Origin of the sequence: Halalkalibacterium halodurans (assembly GCF_004376175.1) — a bacterium.
Classification (GTDB): Bacteria; Bacillota; Bacilli; order Bacillales; family Bacillaceae_D; genus Halalkalibacterium; species Halalkalibacterium halodurans.
Genome location: NZ_SNUY01000009.1, coordinates 14,113 through 38,073 on the forward strand (window position 1 = coordinate 14,113; position 23,961 = coordinate 38,073).

Annotated in this window: 26 protein-coding genes; 5 read left to right on the forward strand and 21 right to left on the reverse strand. The window is 42.4% G+C overall.

The genetic code is table 11. The features are described from left to right. Positions 1-280 precede the first annotated feature (280 nt). From E2L07_RS04550 to mmgD, 8 genes are all read right to left on the reverse strand, one after another. Entirely contained in the window at positions 281-997 is a 717-nt protein-coding gene (locus tag E2L07_RS04550) for a GntR family transcriptional regulator (RefSeq protein WP_134228955.1), read from the reverse strand. 73 nt (positions 998-1,070) lie between these two features. Continuing rightward, positions 1,071-2,471, reverse strand: coding sequence for a glycoside hydrolase family 1 protein (locus tag E2L07_RS04555; RefSeq protein ID WP_134228956.1), 1,401 nt, complete (start codon positions 2,469-2,471; stop codon positions 1,071-1,073). A gap of 16 nt (positions 2,472-2,487) precedes the next feature. Then, positions 2,488-3,780 (reverse strand): PTS cellobiose transporter subunit IIC, encoded by a 1,293-nt coding sequence (gene celB / locus E2L07_RS04560; protein WP_134228957.1) that lies wholly within the window; start codon positions 3,778-3,780, stop codon positions 2,488-2,490. A 25-nt stretch (positions 3,781-3,805) separates the two neighbouring features. Further along, positions 3,806-4,135, reverse strand: coding sequence for a PTS sugar transporter subunit IIA (locus tag E2L07_RS04565; protein ID WP_010900045.1), 330 nt, complete (start codon positions 4,133-4,135; stop codon positions 3,806-3,808). Continuing rightward, on the reverse strand, positions 4,135-4,446 hold the full coding sequence (locus tag E2L07_RS04570; RefSeq protein WP_010900046.1) for a PTS sugar transporter subunit IIB: 312 nt from the start codon (positions 4,444-4,446) through the stop codon (positions 4,135-4,137). Before E2L07_RS04570 ends, E2L07_RS04565 begins: the two co-directional genes overlap by 1 nt. Positions 4,447-5,246: 800 nt before the next feature. Further along, entirely contained in the window at positions 5,247-6,149 is a 903-nt protein-coding gene (prpB, locus tag E2L07_RS04580) for a methylisocitrate lyase (RefSeq protein WP_134228958.1), read from the reverse strand. A 17-nt stretch (positions 6,150-6,166) separates the two neighbouring features. Beyond that, positions 6,167-7,603, reverse strand: coding sequence for a bifunctional 2-methylcitrate dehydratase/aconitate hydratase (locus E2L07_RS04585; RefSeq protein ID WP_134228959.1), 1,437 nt, complete (start codon positions 7,601-7,603; stop codon positions 6,167-6,169). Positions 7,604-7,619: 16 nt separating this feature from the next. Next, the gene (mmgD, locus tag E2L07_RS04590; protein WP_053430054.1) at positions 7,620-8,726 is read right to left on the reverse strand and encodes a citrate synthase; all 1,107 of its coding nucleotides are present in this window, start codon (positions 8,724-8,726) and stop codon (positions 7,620-7,622) included. Between the two features lie 125 nt (positions 8,727-8,851). On the opposite strand from mmgD, the gene E2L07_RS04595 reads away from it, so the two are divergent. Continuing rightward, positions 8,852-9,721 (forward strand): LysR family transcriptional regulator, encoded by an 870-nt coding sequence (locus E2L07_RS04595; RefSeq protein WP_053430055.1) that lies wholly within the window; start codon positions 8,852-8,854, stop codon positions 9,719-9,721. A 201-nt stretch (positions 9,722-9,922) separates the two neighbouring features. Here E2L07_RS04595 and E2L07_RS04600 read toward each other — a convergent pair whose 3' ends face one another. Further along, positions 9,923-11,350: an alanine/glycine:cation symporter family protein gene (locus E2L07_RS04600; protein ID WP_053430056.1), complete on the reverse strand. Its 1,428-nt coding sequence runs from the start codon at positions 11,348-11,350 to the stop codon at positions 9,923-9,925. Positions 11,351-11,674: 324 nt separating this feature from the next. On the opposite strand from E2L07_RS04600, the gene E2L07_RS04605 reads away from it, so the two are divergent. Further along, positions 11,675-12,592, forward strand: coding sequence for an aldo/keto reductase (locus E2L07_RS04605; protein ID WP_053430057.1), 918 nt, complete (start codon positions 11,675-11,677; stop codon positions 12,590-12,592). A 330-nt stretch (positions 12,593-12,922) separates the two neighbouring features. After that, complete coding sequence (locus E2L07_RS04610) at positions 12,923-13,252, forward strand: hypothetical protein (RefSeq protein WP_233443859.1); 330 nt, start codon at positions 12,923-12,925, stop codon at positions 13,250-13,252. 46 nt (positions 13,253-13,298) lie between these two features. On the opposite strand, the gene E2L07_RS04615 is transcribed toward E2L07_RS04610, so the two are convergent. The 8 genes from E2L07_RS04615 to E2L07_RS04650 form a co-directional block, all read right to left on the reverse strand. Next, positions 13,299-13,937 (reverse strand): 4Fe-4S single cluster domain-containing protein, encoded by a 639-nt coding sequence (locus E2L07_RS04615; RefSeq protein ID WP_053430059.1) that lies wholly within the window; start codon positions 13,935-13,937, stop codon positions 13,299-13,301. Then, complete coding sequence (locus E2L07_RS04620) at positions 13,937-14,683, reverse strand: ComEA family DNA-binding protein (protein WP_053430060.1); 747 nt, start codon at positions 14,681-14,683, stop codon at positions 13,937-13,939. Before E2L07_RS04620 ends, E2L07_RS04615 begins: the two co-directional genes overlap by 1 nt. 3 nt (positions 14,684-14,686) lie before the next feature. Further along, positions 14,687-14,899: a DUF2997 domain-containing protein gene (locus E2L07_RS04625; protein ID WP_053430061.1), complete on the reverse strand. Its 213-nt coding sequence runs from the start codon at positions 14,897-14,899 to the stop codon at positions 14,687-14,689. A 13-nt stretch (positions 14,900-14,912) separates the two neighbouring features. Continuing rightward, on the reverse strand, positions 14,913-15,353 hold the full coding sequence (locus E2L07_RS04630) for a DUF1257 domain-containing protein (RefSeq protein ID WP_053430062.1): 441 nt from the start codon (positions 15,351-15,353) through the stop codon (positions 14,913-14,915). 20 nt (positions 15,354-15,373) lie between these two features. After that, positions 15,374-17,035 carry an AAA family ATPase gene (locus E2L07_RS04635; protein ID WP_233443860.1) on the reverse strand — a complete coding sequence of 554 codons (1,662 nt, stop codon included), beginning with the start codon at positions 17,033-17,035 and terminating at the stop codon, positions 15,374-15,376. A 344-nt stretch (positions 17,036-17,379) separates the two neighbouring features. After that, complete coding sequence (locus E2L07_RS04640; protein ID WP_053430063.1) at positions 17,380-18,240, reverse strand: GNAT family N-acetyltransferase; 861 nt, start codon at positions 18,238-18,240, stop codon at positions 17,380-17,382. Positions 18,241-18,272: 32 nt separating this feature from the next. Beyond that, positions 18,273-20,105: a UbiD family decarboxylase gene (locus E2L07_RS04645; RefSeq protein ID WP_053430064.1), complete on the reverse strand. Its 1,833-nt coding sequence runs from the start codon at positions 20,103-20,105 to the stop codon at positions 18,273-18,275. A 232-nt stretch (positions 20,106-20,337) separates the two neighbouring features. Then, positions 20,338-20,853, reverse strand: coding sequence for a hypothetical protein (locus E2L07_RS04650; RefSeq protein ID WP_053430065.1), 516 nt, complete (start codon positions 20,851-20,853; stop codon positions 20,338-20,340). A gap of 517 nt (positions 20,854-21,370) precedes the next feature. Here E2L07_RS04650 and E2L07_RS04655 point away from each other — a divergent pair. Continuing rightward, entirely contained in the window at positions 21,371-22,000 is a 630-nt protein-coding gene (locus E2L07_RS04655) for a hypothetical protein (RefSeq protein ID WP_053430067.1), read from the forward strand. 103 nt (positions 22,001-22,103) lie between these two features. Here the strand turns inward: E2L07_RS04655 and E2L07_RS04660 are convergent, their stop codons facing one another. The 4 genes from E2L07_RS04660 to E2L07_RS21710 form a co-directional block, all read right to left on the reverse strand. Continuing rightward, positions 22,104-22,295 carry a hypothetical protein gene (locus E2L07_RS04660; protein ID WP_041821002.1) on the reverse strand — a complete coding sequence of 64 codons (192 nt, stop codon included), beginning with the start codon at positions 22,293-22,295 and terminating at the stop codon, positions 22,104-22,106. A gap of 82 nt (positions 22,296-22,377) precedes the next feature. Further along, positions 22,378-22,617: an alpha/beta fold hydrolase gene (locus E2L07_RS04665; RefSeq protein ID WP_010900058.1), complete on the reverse strand. Its 240-nt coding sequence runs from the start codon at positions 22,615-22,617 to the stop codon at positions 22,378-22,380. Positions 22,618-22,673: 56 nt separating this feature from the next. Continuing rightward, positions 22,674-22,916: an alpha/beta fold hydrolase gene (locus E2L07_RS21705; protein ID WP_243854905.1), complete on the reverse strand. Its 243-nt coding sequence runs from the start codon at positions 22,914-22,916 to the stop codon at positions 22,674-22,676. Beyond that, positions 22,882-23,049, reverse strand: a complete 168-nt coding sequence (locus tag E2L07_RS21710; protein WP_175414342.1) for a hypothetical protein — start codon at positions 23,047-23,049, stop codon at positions 22,882-22,884. Before E2L07_RS21710 ends, E2L07_RS21705 begins: the two co-directional genes overlap by 35 nt. Before the next feature lie 206 nt (positions 23,050-23,255). Here E2L07_RS21710 and E2L07_RS04675 point away from each other — a divergent pair, with 206 nt between their 5' ends. Then, entirely contained in the window at positions 23,256-23,732 is a 477-nt protein-coding gene (locus E2L07_RS04675) for a CarD family transcriptional regulator (RefSeq protein ID WP_041821004.1), read from the forward strand. Positions 23,733-23,961 lie beyond the last annotated feature (229 nt).

Consider the following 23,961-nt stretch of genomic DNA (forward strand, 5'->3'; position numbering starts at 1 on the left):
TCGAACCCATCAGCTTGAGCTGACAATAGACGATAAAAACTCAGGTAACACACATTATCGTTTAACTTTTCTGACAAATGATTATACACTATGGACCAAAGGGCAGATTCTATGGTGTCAAGTTCATACGCTAAGAATAACCGAATCATTTCGCCAACTGTTTCACGTGGAACAGTGGTAGGAATTTGAATTGCATCCGAAATTTATCCTTTCTCCACCCTATTTGCACTACAAATTTCGTCCACAAGCTTCAATTCTAGCTAACATGTCCACGCCTTCACTAGGACCGTTTCATATTGATGGTCGTCACCTCAAATTTATCGTACCGATGACGAGAAAAGGAATATTCGAACGGCACACCATTATTTAAGAAACCTACATGTTCCACTTCCAAAATCGGATCATCCGCTTCACAATGCAAATGTTCTATCTCTAACGCCTCTGCTTTACAGGCACGAATTTTCCGGTGAGATCCGGCTATCGTTAACCCTAACGTGTCAATCAGATAAGAATAGATCGAGCCGTGCAACACCTCATCATTAATCCCTGGAATGAGTGGGGTCGGCATGTACGTTTTCTCTATCACATAAGGCTCACCGTCGACGAGCCGTAAGCGGATAATATGATAGACTGGCGTTTTTTGGTCAATGGCTAAATGGGCTGCCACTTCTTCCGCTGGAAACTCCACATTAAATTGGATGACTTTACTCGTTACCTGTTTATCCTTTAACAAATTGGACAACCCTTTAACTTCATTGGTCAGTACATTGACACGGCTCGTATGGATGGCCGATTGAACAATAAACGTCCCATGCCCTCGCTTTCGATAAAGAAGCCCTTCCATAACCAAAATGTCCAGCGCTCTTTTCATCGTCATCCGGCTACAGCCAAACTCTTTTGAAAGGGAGATTTCATCTGGTATCGGTTGATCTACAGGATAGTCGTTTTCTTTTATTCTCTTTTTTATTTCCATTGAAATGGCCTCGTACTTTTTCATCGCATCCCCCACCCACCTTTTGCAAAAGACTTTGATTGATCGGTAAAAAAAGATGGTCAGGGTCGACCATCTTTTAAAATCCATTATTCTCCGAAAGGGTCTTATACCATTTTCCGCTCTTTTTAATTGTCCGTTCACCATTCTTGTCTAAATTGACAGACACCAACCCATAGCGGTTTTTATAGGCATTCGCCCAGGACCAGTTATCCATAAACGTCCATAGGTGATACCCCTTAACGTTAGAGCCTTCCTGAATCGCCCGATGCACCCATTTTAAATGATCTTGGATGAATTCGATTCGGTAGTCATCATGGATCACACCATTTTCATCACGAAACTTCTCTTCTCCTTCAACCCCCATTCCATTTTCGGAAATAAAGCATTCAATGTTTCCGTAATGTTCCTTCAGATTGATGAGAATATCATAAATTCCTTTTTCGTAGATTTCCCATCCACGGTGAACGTTCATTTTCCGACCAGGCATCGCGTAGTGATCAAAATAGCGCTCTGGCATAAAAGGTGCATCCGGATTTGGGAGGGCCTCTTTTGCCTTCACACGTCTCGGTTGATAATAATTCACACCTAAAAGATCCACCGTATGTTGGCGAATAATCTCTAAGTCTTCTTCTTCTATAATAGGCATAAAGCCTTCTTCTTTCAAGATTTGAACGAGCTCTTCTGGGAACTCCCCTTTAACCGACGGGTCTAAAAAGGAGCGGTTAAAAAAAGCATCTGCGATCTTTGCTGCTTTTAAGTCCGCAGGGTGATTACTTCGCGGATAGGAAGGAGTCAAATTTAAAATGATCCCGATTTTGCCACCCTGATTCAATTGTTTGTAAGCCCTAATCGCTTTTGCACTTGATAACACCGTATGATAACCTACCTGAATCGCCTTTTGAAAGTCTACTTCGTTCGGGTAATGGAAGTCGTACAAGTATCCTCCCTCTACCGGAACGATCGGCTCGTTATGCGTAAACCATTTTTTTACGCGATCCCCAAATCGTTCAAAGCATGTTTTCGCATAAGCTTCATATGCATCGACAACTTCGCGATTTGCCCAGCCGCCAATCTTTTGAAGTTCCATCGGCATGTCAAAATGAAAGAGGTTAACAAAAGGTTCAATCCCTTGACCTAGCAGTTCGTCAATGACATTGTTATAAAACTCTACTCCTTTAGGGTTCACTTCCCCTCGTCCATCGGGAATAAGCCTTGACCATGAGATGGAAAAACGAAATGAGTTGTGCCCGACCTCTTTCATTAATTGAATATCTTCTTTATACCGCTCGTAAAATTGAGACGTGTCTTGTGGGCCGACACCTTGAAAAAAGCGACTCGGCTCAACTTCGTACCAATGATCCCAAATATTTTTTCCTTTCCCATCACGATGAGCCGCTCCTTCTGTTTGCGTTGCGGAGGTAGCAGACCCCCACCAAAACCCTTCTGGAAAGCGATAAGTAACAGTATCTTTTGTCATACAAGGCATCTCCCCTTTAAGCAGCGTTTTTTTCTTTTTGTTCTTTCTTTAGATTAAATCGGTCCATCGATTTTAAGAACGGATACCAAATCATAAACACAATCATTAGATTAACAAGTTGCAGTAGACCCCCCGCAATCGAATTGGTTGCCATAATCCCATTTATGAAAAACGGGACGGTCCAAGGAACAGCAACACCTGTCGGTGGAGGAACAAGCCCTGAGGCCATTGAAAAGTAAGTAACTAACGTCACGATCATGGGCGACAAAATCCACGGAACGATGATGAGCGGATTCATCACAATCGGGAGTCCGAAAATAATTGGTTCGTTTACGTTAAATAATCCCGGTCCGATCCCAAGCTTTCCGACCTGCTTCAACTGCTGGCTTTTCATGAACAGAAGGATGGCAAACACAACGGCTAGTGTCATCCCTGTTCCACCCATTCCAACCGTAAAAATCTCGATAAATGGCTTGGAAATTATATTCGGGACGGGTTCCCCGTTCGTATACGCTTCCAAATTTTCAATCATGAGTGTGTTCCAGATAGGGTCCATGACCGAGTTTATAATGACCTGGCCATGCAAGCCGAAAAACCAAAGAATCTGAATAAAGAATATGGCGATTAACGTCGGGATAATTCCGCTTCCGAGCCCTACTAACGGCGCTTGTACCGCTTGATAGATCACATCGTGCATGTTCGTATGGAACAGCTGGGAAACGAAAACATTAATCGCTAGAAAAACGGTTAAGGTCAATACAGCAGGGATCAACGCAGCAAAGGACTTCGCAACAGCTGGCGGAACCCCCGGAGGCATTTTAATGGTAATGTTCCGTTGAACGATGCGCCGGTAAATTTCCGCCGAAAGAAAAGCGGTCATCATCGCAAGAAACATCCCCTTAGCTCCCAACCGATCTAACGGAATAACACCTTGAACCACTTCGCCAGCTTCCGTTTCCACCATAAAAGGAGTTAAAATGAAAAACGAGACAAGGGCGATGGCCCCACCGAAGATCGCTTCCACATTGTAACTCTTCGATAAATAATACCCGATTCCGAAAGCCACAAACACAGACATCATTCCCATCGTGGCAGAAGAAGCAATGCTAAAACTTTCTCGAAATGTAGCAAGAGCTCCTTCATTCATGAGCTGGTCAAGGAATGGTAAATTCGTTAAAACGACAAAAATAGAACCAAAAATCGTCAATGGGAATGCTAACATAAATGCGTCTCGCAACACGGTTAAATACCGATTGTTGTTCAATTTACCGGCGAGGGGTACCAAATAACGGCTTAGTTTTTCAAACATGGGACGTTCGCTCCAATTCAAATGATTACTTTTTCATTTTGAAAATCTCTAACAACTCTTTCACTAAATCTTTCATTGTTAACGTAGACATTAGATGATCCTCTGCATGCATGAGCAACAAGGACAGCTCCGTTTTTTCTCCAGTAGCCTCTTGTTGTACGAGCTTAAAGTGAATTTCGTGAGCTACATTCAAATCCTTTTCCGCCTCCACGAGAAGGTCGTTTGCTTCCGCTTCCTTCCCTTCACGATACTCCCGCAATGCTTGCAGTATTTTGCTTCTCCCGTTTCCGCTATGGAGAATAATCATAAACGGAATTTGATCACTCGATAATTGGTCAAAATCAATCGCTTCCATTAACGTCCTCCTATGAGGGACAAGGCTTGCTCATATGCTTTTTTGCCATCTGCCATCCCGTATGCCATCATGTCAATGACATCCACTTGAATGCCATATTGCTCCGCTTCTTTTTGAAATTCCCCTTTTAAAAAGCTCATTTGTGGCCCGATCAGTACTACATCGGCGTTCGCCATTTCCCGCTTCGCCTGATCCTGTCCAACTGCCCAAATCTTAACCTCATCTCCGATGGATGCTGCGTACTCTTCCATTTTTGTCACTAAAAGACTTGTTGACATTCCCGAACTGCAAGCCAATAAAATCTTTTTCATTACAATCAGCTCCTTTTTTATGATAAGCGCTTTCACTCTCCTATAATTATAATCAATTAATTTTAAATGTCTATACTTTTATTTAATAATGTTTGTATCTTTTGCATCTTAACATCATGAGAATAGGAGTTGTTTGACGATATAAAATGAACTAGTTTATCAATCGAAGAGACATCAGCTGATGCCCACTCCAAGGTTTTCAATTCATGTGGAGAACGCCATTTATTTCATCGTGCTCGGTAAGTCTCGGTGTTCCGCTAACTAATTTGCATAAAAAGGTTGTTAAATGCCCCAGCGACCGCCAAAAGCCCAATAGACGTGAATCATGCTAACAATGAATAATACGATGACAAACTATACGCGAAGAGAGCCATAAGCAAAAATCTCCTGCCAAAGTTGTCTTGTTAAACTTGAACCTTAATTTTATGTTGAGGCTCCTGGTGGTTTTACAGTAGAAGTAATGTGTTGATTTTAGAGTAAATACTCAAAATTAAACAAGCGGCCATTTTGAACAAAGTGGCCGCTTGTTTCCTGAACTTTATTGAAAAGAAAGATACGGAGACAAAAGGAAGGAGAGAAGCTTCAGCAATATGGTTTGTCGATACTTTTCTAGCACCTAACTCGTTGAACAGCTCAATTGCTTTATACAATATACGCGTCTTTGTGTTCACAATATCAACCCCTGTTCGACTTCCCTTCCGTCTACAGAGACTCTCTAATTGACTGTCAATGCAGATACATTATATCGTTAAAAAAGACTACACAAGAGAGCCTCCTCTTCTCCGTGTAGTCCTAAAATTTTATTCTCCTAATACTGTTTTGGCGATGTTTTTGTCCAGTGCTTCAAAATCATCATACGAAATCGTTTCATACAGTTCTTTTCTTGTTTGCATATCTTCTATACCGGCTTCCTGAGTTCCTTCATCTTTTATTAACTGAAAGATTCGTTCATAGGCTTTGGCAGCCACTCGCAATGACGTAACTGGATAGATCACCATTTGAAAGCCTGCATTTTGTAATCCTCCTGCGGTCATCAAAGGAGTTTTCCCGAATTCCGTCATATTTGCAAGCAATGGCGCAGATACATTTTCCGCCACGAGGCGAAATTCTTCGGCCGATTGTAATGCTTCTGGGAAAATAGCATCCGCTCCAGCCTCAATATAGGCGTTTGCCCGTTCTATCGCCCCATTTAGCCCTTCATTTGCGCGAGCATCGGTTCTAGCCACAATCACTAATGTGGGTGCCACCTTTTTAATCGCTTGAATTTTTTGCTCCATTTCTTCTTTGGAAACGAGCTGCTTCCCATTTAAATGGCCACATTTCTTCGGTAGCTGTTGATCTTCTATTTGAACAGCGGCCACATTTGCTTCTAACATCTCCTGTGCAGTACGAGCTACGTTTAAAACACCGCCAAATCCAGTATCAATATCTACAAGGACCGGTAAATTGGTTGCCCGCACAAGATCTTTTGCCCGATCAGCAACCTCCGTAGACGTCACAATCCCTAAGTCCGGTAAGCCCCTACTCGCGGTATAGGCGCCACCCGATAAATAGAGGGCCGAGAAGCCAGCCTTTTTAGCAACGAGTGCGGCCATCGCATCATGGGCACCAGGGATTTGTAAAATGGCTTCTTCTTTCATTAGCTGCCTAAACCGGTCAGCTAATTCCTTCTGTGATTTCGGTTGCTCGACGATCCACGCCATTTTCGTGTCCTCCTTATTTACTTCACAAATAACTCTATAAATTCATTGACATTCATTGCTGCTAACCGATCATAATCATAGCTAACCGCTTCAATTTGCTCTAGTTGTTTTTTTGCATAGTGCGTTCCTAAATTCGCTGCATATTTTTCCACTATTTTTGGAACAGCTTCTTCTCTCCGAAAGCGGTGGCCTAACGGATACTGGCGTTCAATGTTAGCTGTTGAAGTTCCATCTTTAAAATGAACTTGGACTGCATTGGCAATAGATCGTTTTTTCGGGTCTAAGTAATCTTTCGTATAGTCTTTGTTTTCTGTAACGACCATTTTATCCCGAAGTCGATCGATCCGAGGATCTGCTGCGGCCTCATCCTCATAATCCTCCGCCACAATTGCTCCTTTTAATAACCCCACTGCTGTTATATATTGCAGACAATGATCCCGATCAGCAGGGTTATATAATGGACCCCTCTTATCAATAATCCGAATGGCAGACTCATGAGTTGAAATCGTAATATGGTCAATCTCATCGAGACGGCCTTTAACTTCAGGATGAAGCTCTATTGCAGCCTCTGCTGCCGTTTGCGCATGAAACTCAGCTGGAAACGACACTTTAAATAACACATTTTCCATCACATAGCTATCAAGCGGCTGATTCAATACGAGTTTTTGTTTATTAAATAACACATCTTGAAAGCCCCAGCCCGGTGCACTTAAAGCTGTTTGATAGCCCATCTCTCCTTTTATCGCCATAATCGCTAAACGAACGGCACGGCTTGTGGCATCACCAGCAGCCCATGATTTACGTGAGCCCGTGTTAGGCGCTTGACGATACGTACGTAAGCTCGAGTTATCGATCCATGCGTTCGATAATGCATTGATGATTTCTTGCCTATCTCCTCCAAGCATTTTCGTTACGACGGCTGTCGTGGCAATTTTTACAAACAATACATGATCCAGCCCTACACGATTTAAACTGTTTTCTAAAGCTAGTACTCCTTGAATCTCGTGGGCCTTAATCATCATTTCCAAGACGTCTTTGACCTTTAATGGTTCCTTGCCTTTTGAAAGGTTCTCTTGACTGATAAAATCGGCAACGGCTAATATCCCGCCCAAATTGTCCGATGGGTGGCCCCACTCAGCAGCAAGCCACGTATCGTTATAATCTAACCAGCGAATCATTGTGCCAATGTTAAACGCTCCTTGGACAGGGTCCAACACGTAAGAAGTCCCTGGCACCCTTGTTCCTCTTGGGACGATCGTTCCTGGAACAATTGGTCCGAGATGCTTCGTGCACTCGGGATAGTTTAATGCTAGAATTCCGCACCCAATCGTGTCGATTAATACGTAATGAGCAGTCGAAAAAGCCTCCTCACTTGTAATCTCATGATGAAGGACGTAATCTGCGATCTGCTCTAACAAAATATCTGTCGTTCTCTCATCTTTTACTTGTACCATGTTGATCCCCCTTTGCTTAGTAGCTTTCCCCGATATAACTTACTCGCGGACGGAAAATACGATTATTCTGATGCTGTTCCATGACATGTGCGGCCAAACCAGCTGTTCGGGCTGTAAAGAATATGGGTGTATATAATTCAATTGGAATCCCTAACATCCAATAGACAGGTGCTGCATAGTAATCTAGGTTCGGATACAATCCTTTTTCCTCAAGCATCGTTTTTTCTCCAGCCTCACATCTATCTAACAGAGAATAATCTCCTTTTTTCTCACACAGCTGCTTTAAGGATTCCTTCATTTCTAGTGCACGCGGGTCCATTTTCTTCATATAAACTCTGTGACCAAAGCCCATTACTTTTTCTTTATTGACTAGCTTCTTCTGGATTAATTGCTGGAACTCAGCAGCTGAATCAACCGACTGTAACATATACATCACGGCTTCATTGGCACCACCATGAAGATTCCCTTTCAATGAAGCGACTCCCCCTGTTAATGCTCCATAAAGATCAGAATGGGTTGAAGCAATGACCCTAGCCGTAAACGTTGAGTTAGGCATTTCATGTTCACTATATAAAAGTAAAGACCGGTCAAAAATCTTCACTTCAAATGGCTTTGGCTCTTTCCCGGTGATCATGTAAAGAAAATTGGCGCTATATGAAAGAGTCGGATCAGGCTGTACCGTTTTTAGACCGTTTATAAGCCGGTAGCTATTTACCGTAATAGCTGGCAATTTCCCTAACAGTTTATAAGCCCGTGCTTTGTTTGCTTCAGTGGAGCGACTCTCGATCTCTTTGTCAACCGAAGAAAGCGCTGACAATCCTGTGCGTAAGCCGTCCATTGGATGTGTTGTCTCCGGTAACAAACTCAATATTTCCATGACATATGAAGGGATGTCGTAATGTTTCTTCAGCGTGTCTTCCAATGCGGATTTTTCTGAGGCATTTGGCAATGTTCCGTCTAATAATAAATGAACGACGTCTAGATAATCGTTGCTTACGGATAAATCAATTAAGTCATGACCTCTAATAATAATCTTTTCTCGTTCTGTATCAAGAAAAGATATCGCGGTCTCTGCTGCAATCACGCGATCTAAACCAGGAACGAACGGCTGTTTTATGCTCATGAACACCCTCCTTATTTCATCCAATCATTTCTATATACCTATTATAAAATTGAAACCAAGATTGGAAAAATATATAATTTTAATGAATAACCATAAATTTTTCCAATAACAAAGGGGTGTGTTCCATGAGAATGCAAGATTGGGAAATGTTATCGACCTTGTATGACACCACAAATATTACGAAAGCGGCTCAGCGCCTTTTCTTATCGCAGCCCACCATAACGTCTCGATTGCAAAAATTAGAAAGCTACTACGGTGTGCAGCTTATTATTCGTAAGCAAAGGGGAGTAACGTTTACACCTGAAGGCGAAAAGTTAGCGTTACACGCAAAAAAAATGCTACTTGAACAACGAAAGATAGAAGAACAATTGCATAATATGAGCGAAGAAGTATCTGGATCGATTCGGGTGGGCGTGTCCAATTTTTTCGCTCTTAATAAAATGCCAAAATTGCTTCGCCTTTTTAAACAAACGTATCCGAATGTCGAATTTCAAGTGGTCACTGGTTGGAGCAGCGAAATGCACCGGCTTATTCTCAACCATGATGTGCACATTGCCTTTATAAAAGGGGATTACCTTTGGAATGAAACGAAGCATTTGCTTTACGAGGAAGAAATCTGCATTGCAGCGCCGTGGGAATTCACTTGGGAAGATCTCCCCACACTCCCTCGGATTGATTATCATACAGATGAAAAAATGAAGAGCATCGTCGATCAGTGGTGGTACAACCAGTATAAACAAAAGCCAAACGTTACGATCCAAGTAAATCAAGTCGAAACGTGCAAAGAAATGGTCATTCATGGCTTGGGCTACGCCATTATCGCTAACCTTGTTGTCCGTCCGTACCCTGAGCTTATCATTAAACCGCTACACCACCCTTCAGGAAAGCCAATTACTCGCAAAACATGGATGTATTATCATAACGACATGTTGCAGTTAAACATCGTGAAAGCATTTGTACAGTTTATTCAATCAATCGATGTAAAAGCACTATAGCGGAATTGAATGGCAATGAATAACCACTTGTGAAGTGATGGCTAAGTTCATGTGACTTATCACAATCGTCCTTATTTATTTCTTTTTTTAGTACCTATAGCCATCATCAGGACACCTCCTTCGTTCAATAATAGGCGTGGTGGTGCCTTTAAATTACAAGAAGCCCGGCCTTAGGCAGAGCTTCTCTATCGGGTATATTATTTATTGATTGATTGGTTTTCCTGCCGATCGTGCCAGCTCCGCCTCTCGGTAAAAGTTCGTAAAATAATCATTCGTCTCGTTTACAATCACTTTCCAGAGAAGCAATAGGCCGATTAAGTTTGGAATCATCATAAGAGCATTTGCCATATCCGCGAATGCCCAAACAGTGCTAAGATTAGCAACCGTTCCAATTCCGCAAGCCGCAATGTACACAAGGCGGTAACTTGCAATCCCTTTTGAGCCCACTAAGTATTCAAAGCACTTTTCTCCGTACACATACCAACCGACAATCGTCGAGAAGCCAAAGAAAATGACAGAGAACGACACAATGTATTCACCGACAATACCGAGAACCGATCCAAAGGCCGCACTCGTAAGGGCTCCGCCTTCCAGTGTGGCATCATGAGCAACCCCGGAAAGTAGCCCGCCCGACGGATCCCAAAAACCTGTGATCAGAAGGGTTAAGCCTGTCATCGTACAAACGATGATCGTCACGATGAACGTACCGGTCATTGCGACAAGCGCCTGTTTCACAGGGTGGTCGGCCCTAGCATTGCCAGCAATTAAAGCCGCAGTTCCTAAACCAGCCTCATTTGAAAAAATGCCGCGCGCCACTCCATTACGGATGGCCTCTGAGACGACGATTCCGAGGAATCCACCGGCTGCGGCAACCGGGTTAAACGCATAGTAAAAAATAAGCCCAAACGCTGGAAGGATCATGTCGTAATTTAAAATTAATATGAGCGTAGCTCCTCCCATGTAAAGAAACGCCATAATCGGAACAAAGAAGCTGGCTACCGTACTAATTCGTTGAATTCCACCGAACACGATTACACTGACTAAGGCCACCAATAGAACCCCTGTCAGCCAATGGGGCATCGAAAAGCTATTTTTCGTTACATCCGCAATCGTATTTGATTGGACGCTGTTCCCAATCCCTAACGCGGCAAATGCACCAAAGAACGCAAAGGCAATTGCCAGCCATTTAAACTTCTGACCGAGCCCTCGTTCAATATAATACATCGGACCACTTGAATACTCACCTTTTGCGTTCTTTACCCGGTACTTGACAGCTAAAAGAGCCTCTGCGTACTTTGTCGCCATTCCGAGTAAGCCGACAATCCACATCCAAAAGATCGCTCCAGGTCCACCGAGTGTAATAGCGGTAGCCACTCCAGCGATGTTCCCGTTTCCGATCGTAGCCGCAAGCGCTGTCATTAATGCTTTAAAATGACTGACATCTCCTTCAGCTGCAGCATCCTTGCTATCTTCTTTACCAAATCCGATCTTAAAAGCATAGAGAAGTCGGCGAAATTGCAATCCTCTTAAGACAATCGTTAAAAATAAGCCTGTCCCAAACAACAATATTAAGCTAGGTGGTCCCCATAACACACCATTGATTTGCTCTAACATCTTCAAAACATCCATCGTTGTTCACTCCCGCTGAAATAACACCTGATCATGAAGTACACGAGTGTTATTTTACCACAATCACGATGTTGTTGATTTGTAGTTAACAACAAAAATGAAAGCGCTTTATTTGTAGGTTGTAAACAAATCACTAGAATGACTCGGACCAATTGGATTAAAAAAATGAAGCGAAAAGAAGGAATCTTCTTGTTTTCTAGCGAATATTAACAAACTCTGCAAACAAACACTCACCACTTTTCGCCGGGTCTCCGTTTTGAAAGCGCTTCGTTTAACGGGATGTCATCTACAATTAGAAATTTGAAGGAGGCTTTTGATTCAATCATGAGAACGATTAAACTAGGAAGCAGTTCATTAGAAGTACCTGTTGTCGCAGTCGGTTGCATGCGGATAAACGCCATCAGCAAAAAAGAGGCTGAACGCTTTGTCCAAACGGCGCTCGAACAAGGAGCAAATTTTTTTGATCATGCCGATATATACGGTGGCGGGGAATGTGAGGAAATTTTCGCAGATGCGATTCAAATGAACGAGGCCGTTAGGGAAAAGATCATTCTTCAATCCAAGTGCGGCATTCGTGAAGGACGATTCGATTTTTCAAAAGATTACATTTTACAATCAGTGGATGGAATCCTTCAACGGTTAAAGACCGATTATTTAGATGTTTTATTGCTACACCGACCAGATGCTTTAGTCGAGCCGGAAGAGGTAGCAGAAGCGTTCGATCTTCTAGAAAGCTCAGGTAAAGTGCGGCACTTCGGGGTCTCGAACCAAAACCCGATGCAAATCGAATTGCTAAAAAAGTTTGTGAGGCAACCGATAGTAGCTAACCAGCTTCAATTAAGTATCACTAACGCGACCATGATCTCTAGCGGAATCAATGTAAACATGGAAAACGAGTCTGCGATTAACCGAGATGGTAGTGTGCTTGATTATTGTCGTCTACACGACGTGACGATACAGCCTTGGTCCCCGTTCCAATACGGCTTTTTTGAAGGAGTCTTCCTCGGGAATGATTCGTTCCCAGAGCTGAACAAAAAGATTGATGAACTAGCAGAAAAGTATGAGGTGAGCAATACAACCATTGCGATTGCCTGGCTGCTTCGTCACCCAGCCAACATGCAGCCAGTGATCGGCACGATGAACCTTAAGCGCTTAAAGGATTGCTGCAAGGCTAGCGAGATCCGACTCACACGCGAAGAATGGTACGAAATTTATCGCGCAGCTGGTAATATTCTTCCATAGGATCAGTTCAGCCGAGCACAGAGCCCCTGAACGAGCAAGCTTCAAACCGATGATAACGGATGCAGAACGCTCTCGGAAAGTCTTCTAATTTCATTCTGATGGGCTTCTATCCTTCGAAAAATGAGAAAAAGATAGTGTACTCACGGATGTCGGTAGACTATCTTTTTCTATGTTTAATTGGGCATAAAGAAAATCAGCGTCATTGGCTCCCCATTTACCGGACCATTTCAGACAATTGATTATGTCTATTACCCGCACAAAGACAATGACGTAGATTCGTCCCCTGTTACAACTCTTCAGGTCCATTCGACCATCCAGCAGCCGCTCCATATGGATATCCTCGATACTGGCACTCACACTATTAGGGGAATTGCATGGACTGGCGCAGGTTCGATCACCTCCGTTAAAGTCAGCACAGATCAAGGTCACACGTGGAGGGAAGCCTCGATGGAAAGCCACGATCCGAAAGGCTATGCTTGGATTCCGTGGTCAATCGAATGGAACGTATCAAGTAAAAGGGGAATACACCATCATGTCGAAGGCGACCGACTCGGCGGGACGCACGCAGCCGGCAGCACCCTTCTGGAACCGAAAAGGCTATGGCTACCACGCAATCGATCAAGTGAAAGGAAAGGTGGAGTAGAAGAACGTCATAAATAAAGGAAGGACAGACGCCCGTTCGTCTGTCCTTTGAGATGAGCTGCTGCTAGCCTTGTTCTTTAAACTTCGTTGGACTTAATTTTTTAAATTCCGTTTTATGAAATAATTCTTCTAACGTTTGTTGAGTTGCCATCCCATTAACAGAGACCAATCCATCTTCAAGTATACGAATTTCAATCTTGTTGCTGATGGACGCTATTTGCTGTTCTAGATGTTTATACTTATCCGTTAAAAAATGATAGCGCTGGTTTGATGATCCAGTCCAAGGCCTGCTTAAATCCAGCTTCTCTTTTACAAAGGGGCCATCAATTAGTAGATCGATAGCTGAAAGGAACAGCTGACAGTCCTCCCTTTGTTTAAGATCCTCATACATGTAACCTGAGAAAGACATAACCGTCAGCCCTAAGCTTTTTACCTTTTGTGCAAGCTCTCCTAGCGCCTCGGGTTGGTCAAAGGGCTCCCCGCCCAGAAAGGTAACGCCCTCAATATCGTGGTTCTCTTTGCTTTCCTTAATCTCATGAAAAAGCTGGTCAATGCTTATGACTTTTCCATTGTCTACTGACCATGTCCATGGGACTGCACACCCTTCACACCGAATCGAGCATCCTTGAACCCAGAGGCAAAAACGTTTCCCTGGGCCCTCCACTGAGGTTAAAGGTAAATACCGATGAATACGTAAATCCATTAGAAATCCAAGACTCTCCCCGCTGGCGCCTTGTTCGGTTCACGAGTTCCTTCTCCTTCGTTGAGCTTTCCGTTACTAGGAAACGACAGATGAGGCCTAATCTTTTCTGCAAGGTGTGGCTTAATCGAAAGAACCTCAACAAAATGATCAAAAGACTTGAAAGAGCCCACATCATTTCGAGCGGAGATGATTCGGCGCGCATACAAGCTGCCAATAGCAGGAATTCTTGCAAGTTCCGCTTCCGACGCGATGTTAATATTTACAGAAGAACGCTCATTCAAACGTTCCTCAACCTCACCTTTCTCTATAGGTGCGTTGGCTTTCATATTTGGTCGAGGTGATTCTACTTGGTTAATCGCGTGATGTGCCGTAAGCTTTTGTTTCGTTTCTGTAGCTACCCTTTTCTTTAAGTGGTCATATTTTGACGACCCCATGGCTTCCAATCGAATTAAGTACTCTGGGCGAATTATGAACGCATGGACAATTGAGACGATCCAAGCAATGATGTGAATAGTTGACACAACGTTATAAATTGGGTGGTCTGAATGGAAAATGTCATAAGAAACCATAGTGATAATAAATAGTGCTGCATAAATTAGTGCGGCAATCGTCCACTTTCTTTGCTTCACTTTATAACCAGCGTAAAAAAATGAAATATAACTTAACATACCTAACGGAAAAGTCCACATGATCCAAATTGAGTTTCTTATTTCCCAACCCTTCCCTTTACTTGTGATATTCGCCACACGTTATTCCTCCTTTATCGTTTGTTTATTTTGCTTGTGTGTTACAATTTCAGATTCATAATATTCATGCGTAAAATTGGAATCGACTGTTTCAGCGTCAAGCAATTCCTCTAATAACTGAATGTATTCAAGGCACTCTTTTCCCTTGATACCTAATGTCTCAGCAAAGATCTCTCCATCTTCTGTTATGCGGATTTGTAGCTTTTTTTTATCCATTTCATCCACCACCTTACGACTGTACTTCAAAGGTTAATAAAATCGAACGGTCTTTTTGAATAGCTTCCGATTCAAGCTCCAACCCATTTTTCTTTGCACGCTCCACTAGCCTTGTGTAAGTTTCTTGCTGAATAAGATATTTGTACTCAGTATGCAAATTCTCGATGAACTCTAATGCATGCTCTTGTTCTACACTTTCATCAAAAATGGCTTCAAAAACCCCTTCTTCATTTTGGTAGAAGCCGATCTTGATATCACCAACTTCGGTTTGATAGTTTGTCTCGTCGCCTTGAACACTACAGCCATATTGTTCGATTGCCTTCTTTAACAGATGCTCCTTTTTCATGACCGTTTGAATCGTGTAAGCTTTATTTTCATTTCTCTTATCAATTAATGTAGCTACTTTTTGACCAACAGCAATGCCAATTGGAATTAAAATTAGTTCTATACTCATATCGTTCTCCCTTCTACTCATTAAAAATCAATCGTTCGACCACCGCGTGAAGAATGAATGTCCTCTGGCTCTGAATCCATTGGGTTCGCAGAGACTTCTATTGTCGGGCTCTCTGCATATTCCTCGCGATCCTTTCTCGGAGTAGCAGCAACCGCTCTAACATTCGCCCAGTCTCTGATCTGTTTAATTTGTTCGGCTTGTGTGACTGATAATGGGATAAACTGATTACAAATTTTTTCAAAGTCTGCTAACGTGACACTTCTCTCTTCATAAAACGCTTCAAACAATCCACTAATGACCACTTGCTCAATTTCAGCACCAACAAAGCCCTCTGTCAGCCTTGCAAGTCTCTCCAAATTGGATTCTGAAATCTGAAAGTCCCCAATGACACCAGGGTCCTTTAATCGTTTGTCTAAATGTACTTTAAAAATATCCATTCGCTCACGAAGTGTAGGTAAATCTACAAAAAAGATTTCATCAAATCGGCCTTTACGCATCATTTCAGGTGGTAGCCCGGAAATATTATTTGCGGTAGCAATGACGAAGACAGGCTTCTCCTTTTCTTGCATCCACGTTAGAAAGTTCGCAAAAATTCTGGAAGATGTTCCACTATCCCCAGCGCCATTAACTCCACCAAACCCTTTTTCTATTTCATCGATCCACAAGATGGAAGGGGCGATAGCTTCTGCTGTTTGAATGGCCGAGCGCATCCGTTCTTCACTGCTCCCGACTATCCCACTATAAATCTTCCCAATATCGAGCCTTAACAATGGAAGCTTCCACATATCACTGATTGCCTTGCTAATTAAACTTTTCCCACAACCTGGAACTCCAGTAATCATCACACCTTTAGGGGAAGGCAAGCAATATTTTTGCGCTGAATCTAACCATGATTTGTTTCGCTTTTCCAGCCAACGCTTTAAATTTTCAAGTCCACCTACATCTTCAATATTGAGGTCACTCGTAACAAATTCTAAAATACCTGTTTTTTTAATAATTTGTTCTTTCTCTTGTAGAATAATCGGTACGTCATTAATCGAGAGGTTGCCATCTTCAACCATTGCTCTAGCAAATGCATTTTCCGCCTCAGCTAACGTTAACCCTAAGCTTGCCTTAACTAATTTTTCTTTTTCTTCTTCCGTAATTTGAAAGTCTAAGCTTGTTTTTTGATTGACTGCTATCATTTCATCTAAACTTTGCTTAATTTCTTCAAAAGTAGGCAATCCAAAATCAAATATCGTAATATCTTTTTCCAAATCATCCGGTAAAACAAGCTTTGGTGAGATGAATACGATGTTTTTCGGGTTTGGGCTTTGCTTGAGACTAGAAACAAGGTCCCTAAGCTTTCGAATAATCTGTTGGTCTGGAACTCGTCCGTCTTCCCCGAAAAACACATGAAAATCAAAAAGGATAAAAATGGCAGGTCCCTGATAATTTTCAATATGTTCTAATGCTTTCATCGCTGACCGTGTATCACCTTTACTGGTTTGGTCCCCGCAAATGCCCGTTGTGATCTTCCAAGTGATAACCTTTCTTGGTGTTTTAATTAACTCTTGATTAGCTGCGACTGATTCGACCAAAGCACGTGCCCGATCCTCTTCCCAAGTAGAAATATAAAGGAATGGAAACCGCGCCCTAAATAGATTTGCCATTAATCTTTGTTTCTTTTGTCTAACATCCACCTACCGCATCCTCCTCATTTAAACATCTGTACGACCATAGACCTATGAACATGAAAAGTGACACACCGACATGATATGAATAGCCCTTTACCAAACGACTACACAGCCCCTTAATTGCCATCATTTAACTACTCCTTATAGTCTATATACTATATTTCTACTATTGTAATGTCCACATTTTCTCATGTTTTTTTGTACCTTAACAAGATTCAATATCTCTAGCCACTTTTCTCCCTTTATCTGAACTGAGTCACTTACAATCCAAATCGTAATTCATGACCGAAAACGCAGGAAAACGGAAATAAAGCCGGACAGCAATAAGAGCTATCCGGCTATCTTCTACTTCACGCTTGCGATATTTTTGGAAATCGAGCGAGCGGAGGAAACCCTTTCGTCGTCGTCCGAACCATCCAGCTACTAGTCGAATCAATTTTCGCTGTTAGCTGCTTCACCGAATGATCAGGGGTGAAATGACAGACGACCGTTTTTGTTGCGCGCGGCGCAATTTGTTCTACCAGTTGTTCCACATTCACTTTTGCTGGTGAGAAAATGTCGTACAAGTGGAGCACGTCCCCTTCTAGTTGAAACATCACATGAACGTCTTTATTGACTTGGTAGATAAAGTCACGAAAGCCTGCCGTATAATAAAACATAAGGATATGCTCGTCCCCTTGGGCAGATAAAACCGTCGATAAAGGGCAAGATCCCTTCTTTACTTCCACCATGGCTTCAGGTGAAACGTCCGCCCGTCTCAACGGTTTATCCAAAAGAGTATAGCCTGCCATATCGATTTCATAACAATTCTCTTCAATCAATTGAAAGCCACATGTTTCGTAGAGAGGAATCGCCTCTTGATTAGCTGCTAAAAAATACAAATCATAGGCTGAATCATAATCGTCCAATGCTTTTTGCAGCAATTGCTTGGCTAATCCTTGACGCCGATACTCCGGAGCGGTCATGACAGTGCCGATTTGAATCGCCTTCTGTTTTGCCCCGTTGATGATCAGCTCCATTTTATTCACAGAAACATTGGCGATTACTTCATGTTTATCCACATAGCTATAGCAAATATAGTTGTCATTCCAAAAACCTTGCTCGTACCACGGTGCAAAGTCAATATTAAAAATCCTTTTTGCTAGCTGGATAAAGGACTTTCGATAAGGATCATGTGCTTTGTAATCTTTTATAAACTGATACGCTTCCATTTTCTCACCTCACCGGTGGATCGGTAGTCTTTTTAAGGGAGTCTCACATCTTCCAAGCTTCCACCTTTTTCGAATAAGCGTCGAATGTTGGCTTCAACCGTTGGGTCTGGAATGAGTGGCGGCGCATGATGTGGTTTCGTTCGCACATCAATGATCATGTTGTCACAGCCCCAATGCTTGTTTTCATAAAAACTATTCACCCCGTACATATCATGGGAAGGATTGCTACGAGTGAACGTTACCCAAACGAAATTGTTGATGTTTTTGCTAATGAATTCACTATCGTCACAGACAACAATCATTGGACATGACGGCAGCTCCCCATTTTGCGTGATCGTTTCACTGAATGCACGAAACTCCTCTTGTGCCCTTTCGTATGAAGTAAATGATGGGCCTTCGAGCGCTACAACCCCAGGCATAACGAGTCGAGGGTTTTGAAATGTCTGTAATCCCTTAAACAGCTCAGGCACCTCTTGGCACAGCTCTCGCTTTTTATCTCCATAAGCGGCAATAACGACCTTGCTCCCTGTATTCAATCCCGTTCCCGAATAATCGAGCGTATCAATCGTCGTATTCGTTTGAAAATGAATATCTCGGTGGAGGTCGATCCGCTCTAATAGATACGTTAAAAACTCTTCTTCTTTGTGTGTGTTTAACGGCTTATCCTGTTCAGCAGTAATGAATAAATATTTAGCAAGACTTAGCTGGCCTGTCCCTAATATGCGATTCGCAATCGTTAACAGTTCCGCTGGCTGTTTTACTTTTTGGTAAGGGGTATAACGCTCACTTCCGATCGCAAACAGGAGTGGATGGACACCGGCTGCGTCGACAGCATGCACTTCCTTCACACCAGGGATCTCTTGCTTCACCGCATCTCCTGTTAACTCGTGAATAAGCGCCCCAAATGACGTATCTTCCTGTGGCGGGCGACCAACGACCGTAAACGGCCAAATCGCTCCTTGCTTTGCATACACTTTATGAACCTTCATAACCGGGAAGTCATGGATTAAGCTGTAGTAACCTAAATGATCACCAAACGGCCCCTCTGGCTTCGTGTCGCCGGGATGAATTTCTCCTGTAATCACAAAGTCAGCGTCATGACTAATGCAATAGCCGTCCACATAGCTGTAGCGGAACCGCCGGCCTGATAGGAGACCAGCAAATGTCATTTCGCTTAACCCTTCAGGAAGGGGCATAACAGCCGAAAGGGTATGGGCAGGTGGACCGCCTACAAAAATGCTAACCTTGAGTGGCTCTCCCTTTTGATTCGCTTTTGTCTGATGGACACCAATGCCGCGATGAATCTGATAGTGGAGCCCAACCTCTTGATCAAGCTCATACTCATTGCCAGTAAGCTGAACGCGATACATGCCTAAATTCGCATTCATGATCCCCGGTTTGTCAGGATCTTCGCTATACACTTGAGGGAGTGTAATAAACGCCCCACCGTCGTCTGGCCAATGCTGAATCAACGGTAAATCGGAAATGGTAATTTCCTCAAAGCCTGCGGGTAGCCGAGATTTTTTAAGCGGCAGCGCTTTGGAAGCAGCTAGGGCGGTTCGTGCATGAGCAAACGGATGTTTCAACGCACTCATCGGATCGTTCCGAAGCGCGACGACATTTTCAGCCGACTGCCACGTTTGGCGAAAAATAAACTTGCTACGCTCCATTGTGCCAAACAAATTGGAGACGGCTTGATAGTTGGAACCTTTTACATTCTCAAATAACAGCGCGGGTCCGCCCGCTTCGTACACTTTTAAATGAATCGCCGCCATCTCAAGGTACGGGTCGACCTCCTCACGAATGCGGATAAGGTGACCGTGCTTCTCTAAATCGTTAATGCATTCTTGTAAATTTTGATACATCGTCAATTCGCTCCTAGTTTTTTAGCATTTTGCCCGATAACGTTTTCTTACTTAAGTGTAACAGGTTCTCGCCCCTGTTCGCTAACGACAAAATGATGAATATGAAAAAGAGGACGTTCTTAATAAGTAAAGGGTATTCGTAAAAAATGGTTCCTGTTCTCACAATAGTGGATATCAATCCCTACTTTAAACATTAAGGACGCAAAAGCCCTCCATCGGATGGAATTTCACTTTACGGACTTTCGACCACGGTTACAACCTTTCCGTTCTGATCGGTAAACTCGAGCGAATAAACAGCGGTCACATCGTTTTCAAGTCGATCTAGCACAATGAACTCATCCTCTAAAAAGAGACTTTCACCTAACTTCTGGTGTTGTTTATCGTAATAGGAGACAGCGGCCACAAGCTGGCGAAACTCCTTACTCACGAGAATCCCCACATATTGACCGTCGTTTCCTTCTAACGTGACAATCGTATAATCACCATCAATACGTGCCTCTGCGCTCGCCTGCGTCTCTTCCCCAAATTCAGCGATACCCATTTGATCATCCGGTGTGACATAGAGCGCTAATAAGGATGGTTCAAGGGGCTGAGGGGTTGTTTGGCGTAGAACGTCCAACTGGTTCTCTTTCACATATTCAGAGAATCGAGCGGACATTTTCTCTGCTGGTGTTTTTTGCGTAGCTCCAATTATCACAATAACGGTTACTAAGAAAAGAGCGAATACAATCTTACCTTTATGCTTCATGATTTTTCTCCTTTTTCCAATCAATAGCTTTACTATAGAAGATCATGGGGGGATGCGCAATGACTAGCAAACTTGGTTTGTCCTCAAGTTTATGGCGAAGCCCTCAGACAGGGGCCAATATCCATCAAAGGCTTCTTCATTTTTGGCTAGTTCACCTAAGGTGGTTGCAAAATAGTATATACCTATTTCACACAAGCGATTTTTGCTTTTATTGGGCAATAGATGCAGGGATCCCTTCGAGAAGAGAGAATAGGAAAAGTAGCTTTTTAGGAAAGGAGAACATTAATGAATGAGCCAACAGCGGAAAGAAAGCGAACCTTCGGACAGGCGATCCAGTTTGATTCGAGTAGTCTAGGTTCAGTTCATGAGATATAATTTTCATTTTTTTCAAATTTAAGTTGATTAAAACTTGAATAGTATATATAACAAAAATAGTACACATTAGGTAATATATTCCTTATATGTGGCGCTGCATTTGCGAGTACAAAGATTCTTTTTCGAAATAGGAGGAGCGTTTATGAGCAAAACTAGAAAACTTTTATTCAGTGGTTTATTATCAGCTACAGTCGCTGTCGCAGTCTTCGGTACTGTTTCAGCACATGTAGACAAACCCGAAGTAGAAAACGAACTTGTAACAAAGACGGAAGCTCCATCTGAAGTGTCAATAAACAACTATGATACTTCCGATTATGTAGTTGAAATAACAGAAGAAGAGTTAAAAAGAGACTCATCTTCCTTACGAACACACGATTTTGAAACTGAAGAACCAGAAGTTGAAGATTTGAGTCAAATTGATGAAAGTGAGATTATCTACCTAGATGAACTCTCAGACGAAGTATCAACAGACGATATTAGTATAGCAGCTGTCATGAATATCAGCCAAAGAATTTCGGGTGGTTCAAGGGTTGTTTTCAATACACAGGTTAGAAAAATCGAGAATAGCTCAGTATCATGGAATCTAGTTTGGGATAGCAGAGGAGATGCTAGAATTGGTGTTGTAGGTGCGGACAAAAAATTCTATTATCTCAATGACAGCAACGGTTCGAGCGTACGTACCATGAGAATTACAAAAACTCAAAGCTATCGCTTTGCTATCAGAAATATGTCTTCATCAAGCGCTACGTTTAGTGGATGGAGAGATATGTAAAAGGCCTGAAAATATAGCATCGTCTTAGGGGCGATGCGCAAAGCCGAAGCAACAGCAAATAAACGATGAGACCAAGACCCTTTAAATAGGATCTTGGTCTCGTTCATTTAACAAGAGCGTTCATTCGTATCAATCTCACAACGTTGTATAAACTAGTGCAAGTAATAATGAGTGCAATGACAATGTAAAGAGCGGCTCTTTCAATGAACTCATACGCGATGATGGAAGAACTGAGGATTCCTAAGGCAATCAATGCAAGAAAGCTGTAATACAACACTTTCAACTTATGACCCATTTTAATTCATCCACGCTCCTCTTTTTTAAAATGACATCTATAGTTTACCACCAATTGTCACGTTTCGGAACCTTCTTCCCCTTTATTTTACACCCTTTATAAACGTATGCACCGCTTGAGCATATAATGCTGGCTGATCTTTATGGACTAGATGACCGGCCATCGGAATGATTGAAAGGTGGATGCTTGGGTTCAACGTTCGATACGTGATGGCTGCTGAAACCTCTAACTCCTGCATGTCTCCGACGATACGTAGTGCTGGAACGTTCAAATCGGATACATCACCAGTTTGATGAAAGGGGTAAAGTGAAACTTCATTCACTGGGGCTTTCTTTCGTCAGTGAATGTTAGTTGAACGAATCGGGTTGTTACTGGCGCTTATCTCCCATTATCTTTTTTTGTTGCCTCCAAACCTTGAGATGGGATGCTAGAGAACGATAACGACTTCACCATTTCAGGAAACTCTTTAGCAAAAAGCAGCCCGACAATCCCTCCAAGTGATACCCCCGCCAAATGACATTGGGTGACGTTCAAGGCCTTTAACGTATCAGCCAAATCTTTCACGCAATGGCCGAAGTAATCTCCATCAATCGTCCCTACTGACTTCCCGTGACCACGCAAATCGGGGCGAATGACCAGAACGTTTTATAAAGAAATCACGTTGTTCTTCATATTCCGTCGCCCCTGTCATTCCCCCTGAATGGAGAAAAACGAACGGATCCCCTTCACCAGTAACATAGGTATGTAAAATCACCCGTGACCCTCCTTTTTAAATCTTGTTCCCACTTCTAGATCACAATCTCACGTTCATTTGTTTCGTTATAGCACCTGTAAAACCCTTTTACAGTTAGGCTTATGAAATTTTTCGGCTTTTTTATTGACGATAAAATCCAACGTATGATATTATATTTAATTTGATTAAAAAACCCACTTATGTTAACCTAAAGAAGGTTACCTTATATGGAGGTGGGTTATTTGTTTCAAATTGGCGATCACGTCGTTTATCCAATGCATGGAGCAGGTATCATTAAAGCCATAGAAGAAAAAGAAATAGCAGGAGAAAGAAAGCAATATTTTGTGATAAAAATGTCGATTAATAATATGGACGTTATGATTCCAGCGGATAAAATTTCGAGTACAAATATCCGTCCTGTAACGGACCTAACGGCATTAAAACAAATTATACACATCTTTCAGCACGGAGAGTCAGAGCAGTTACTTCCGTGGAAGGAAAGGTATAAAATGAACGCAGATAAAATGAAAACGGGCCATATTCAAGAAGGTGCTGAAGTTGTACGCGATTTAATGCGTATAAAAAAAGAAAAAGCACTTAATCCAAGTGAAAAGAAAATGTTGGATGACGCACGTGAATTTTTAAATAGTGAATTAGGGTTAATCGAAGGCATCACTGAAAATCATATTAAAAGCTTTAGTTAGTTGGTCAACTGCTTTTTAGACACTCTCATCCATTTCCCGCTTACGTTCAATAAATGATCCTCTTTTTTCTACACTTTCATCCTTATGATCGTACACATTTCTTCTACGAATTTTAACGTTACATCAACTTTCTCGATTCAAATAGTTACTTAATGTTTACAAATCTGATTCACACTGGCGCGGTCAAGGAGCCGTAAGGATGGAAGAGAGGTAGGGCTTTCATTGTTTC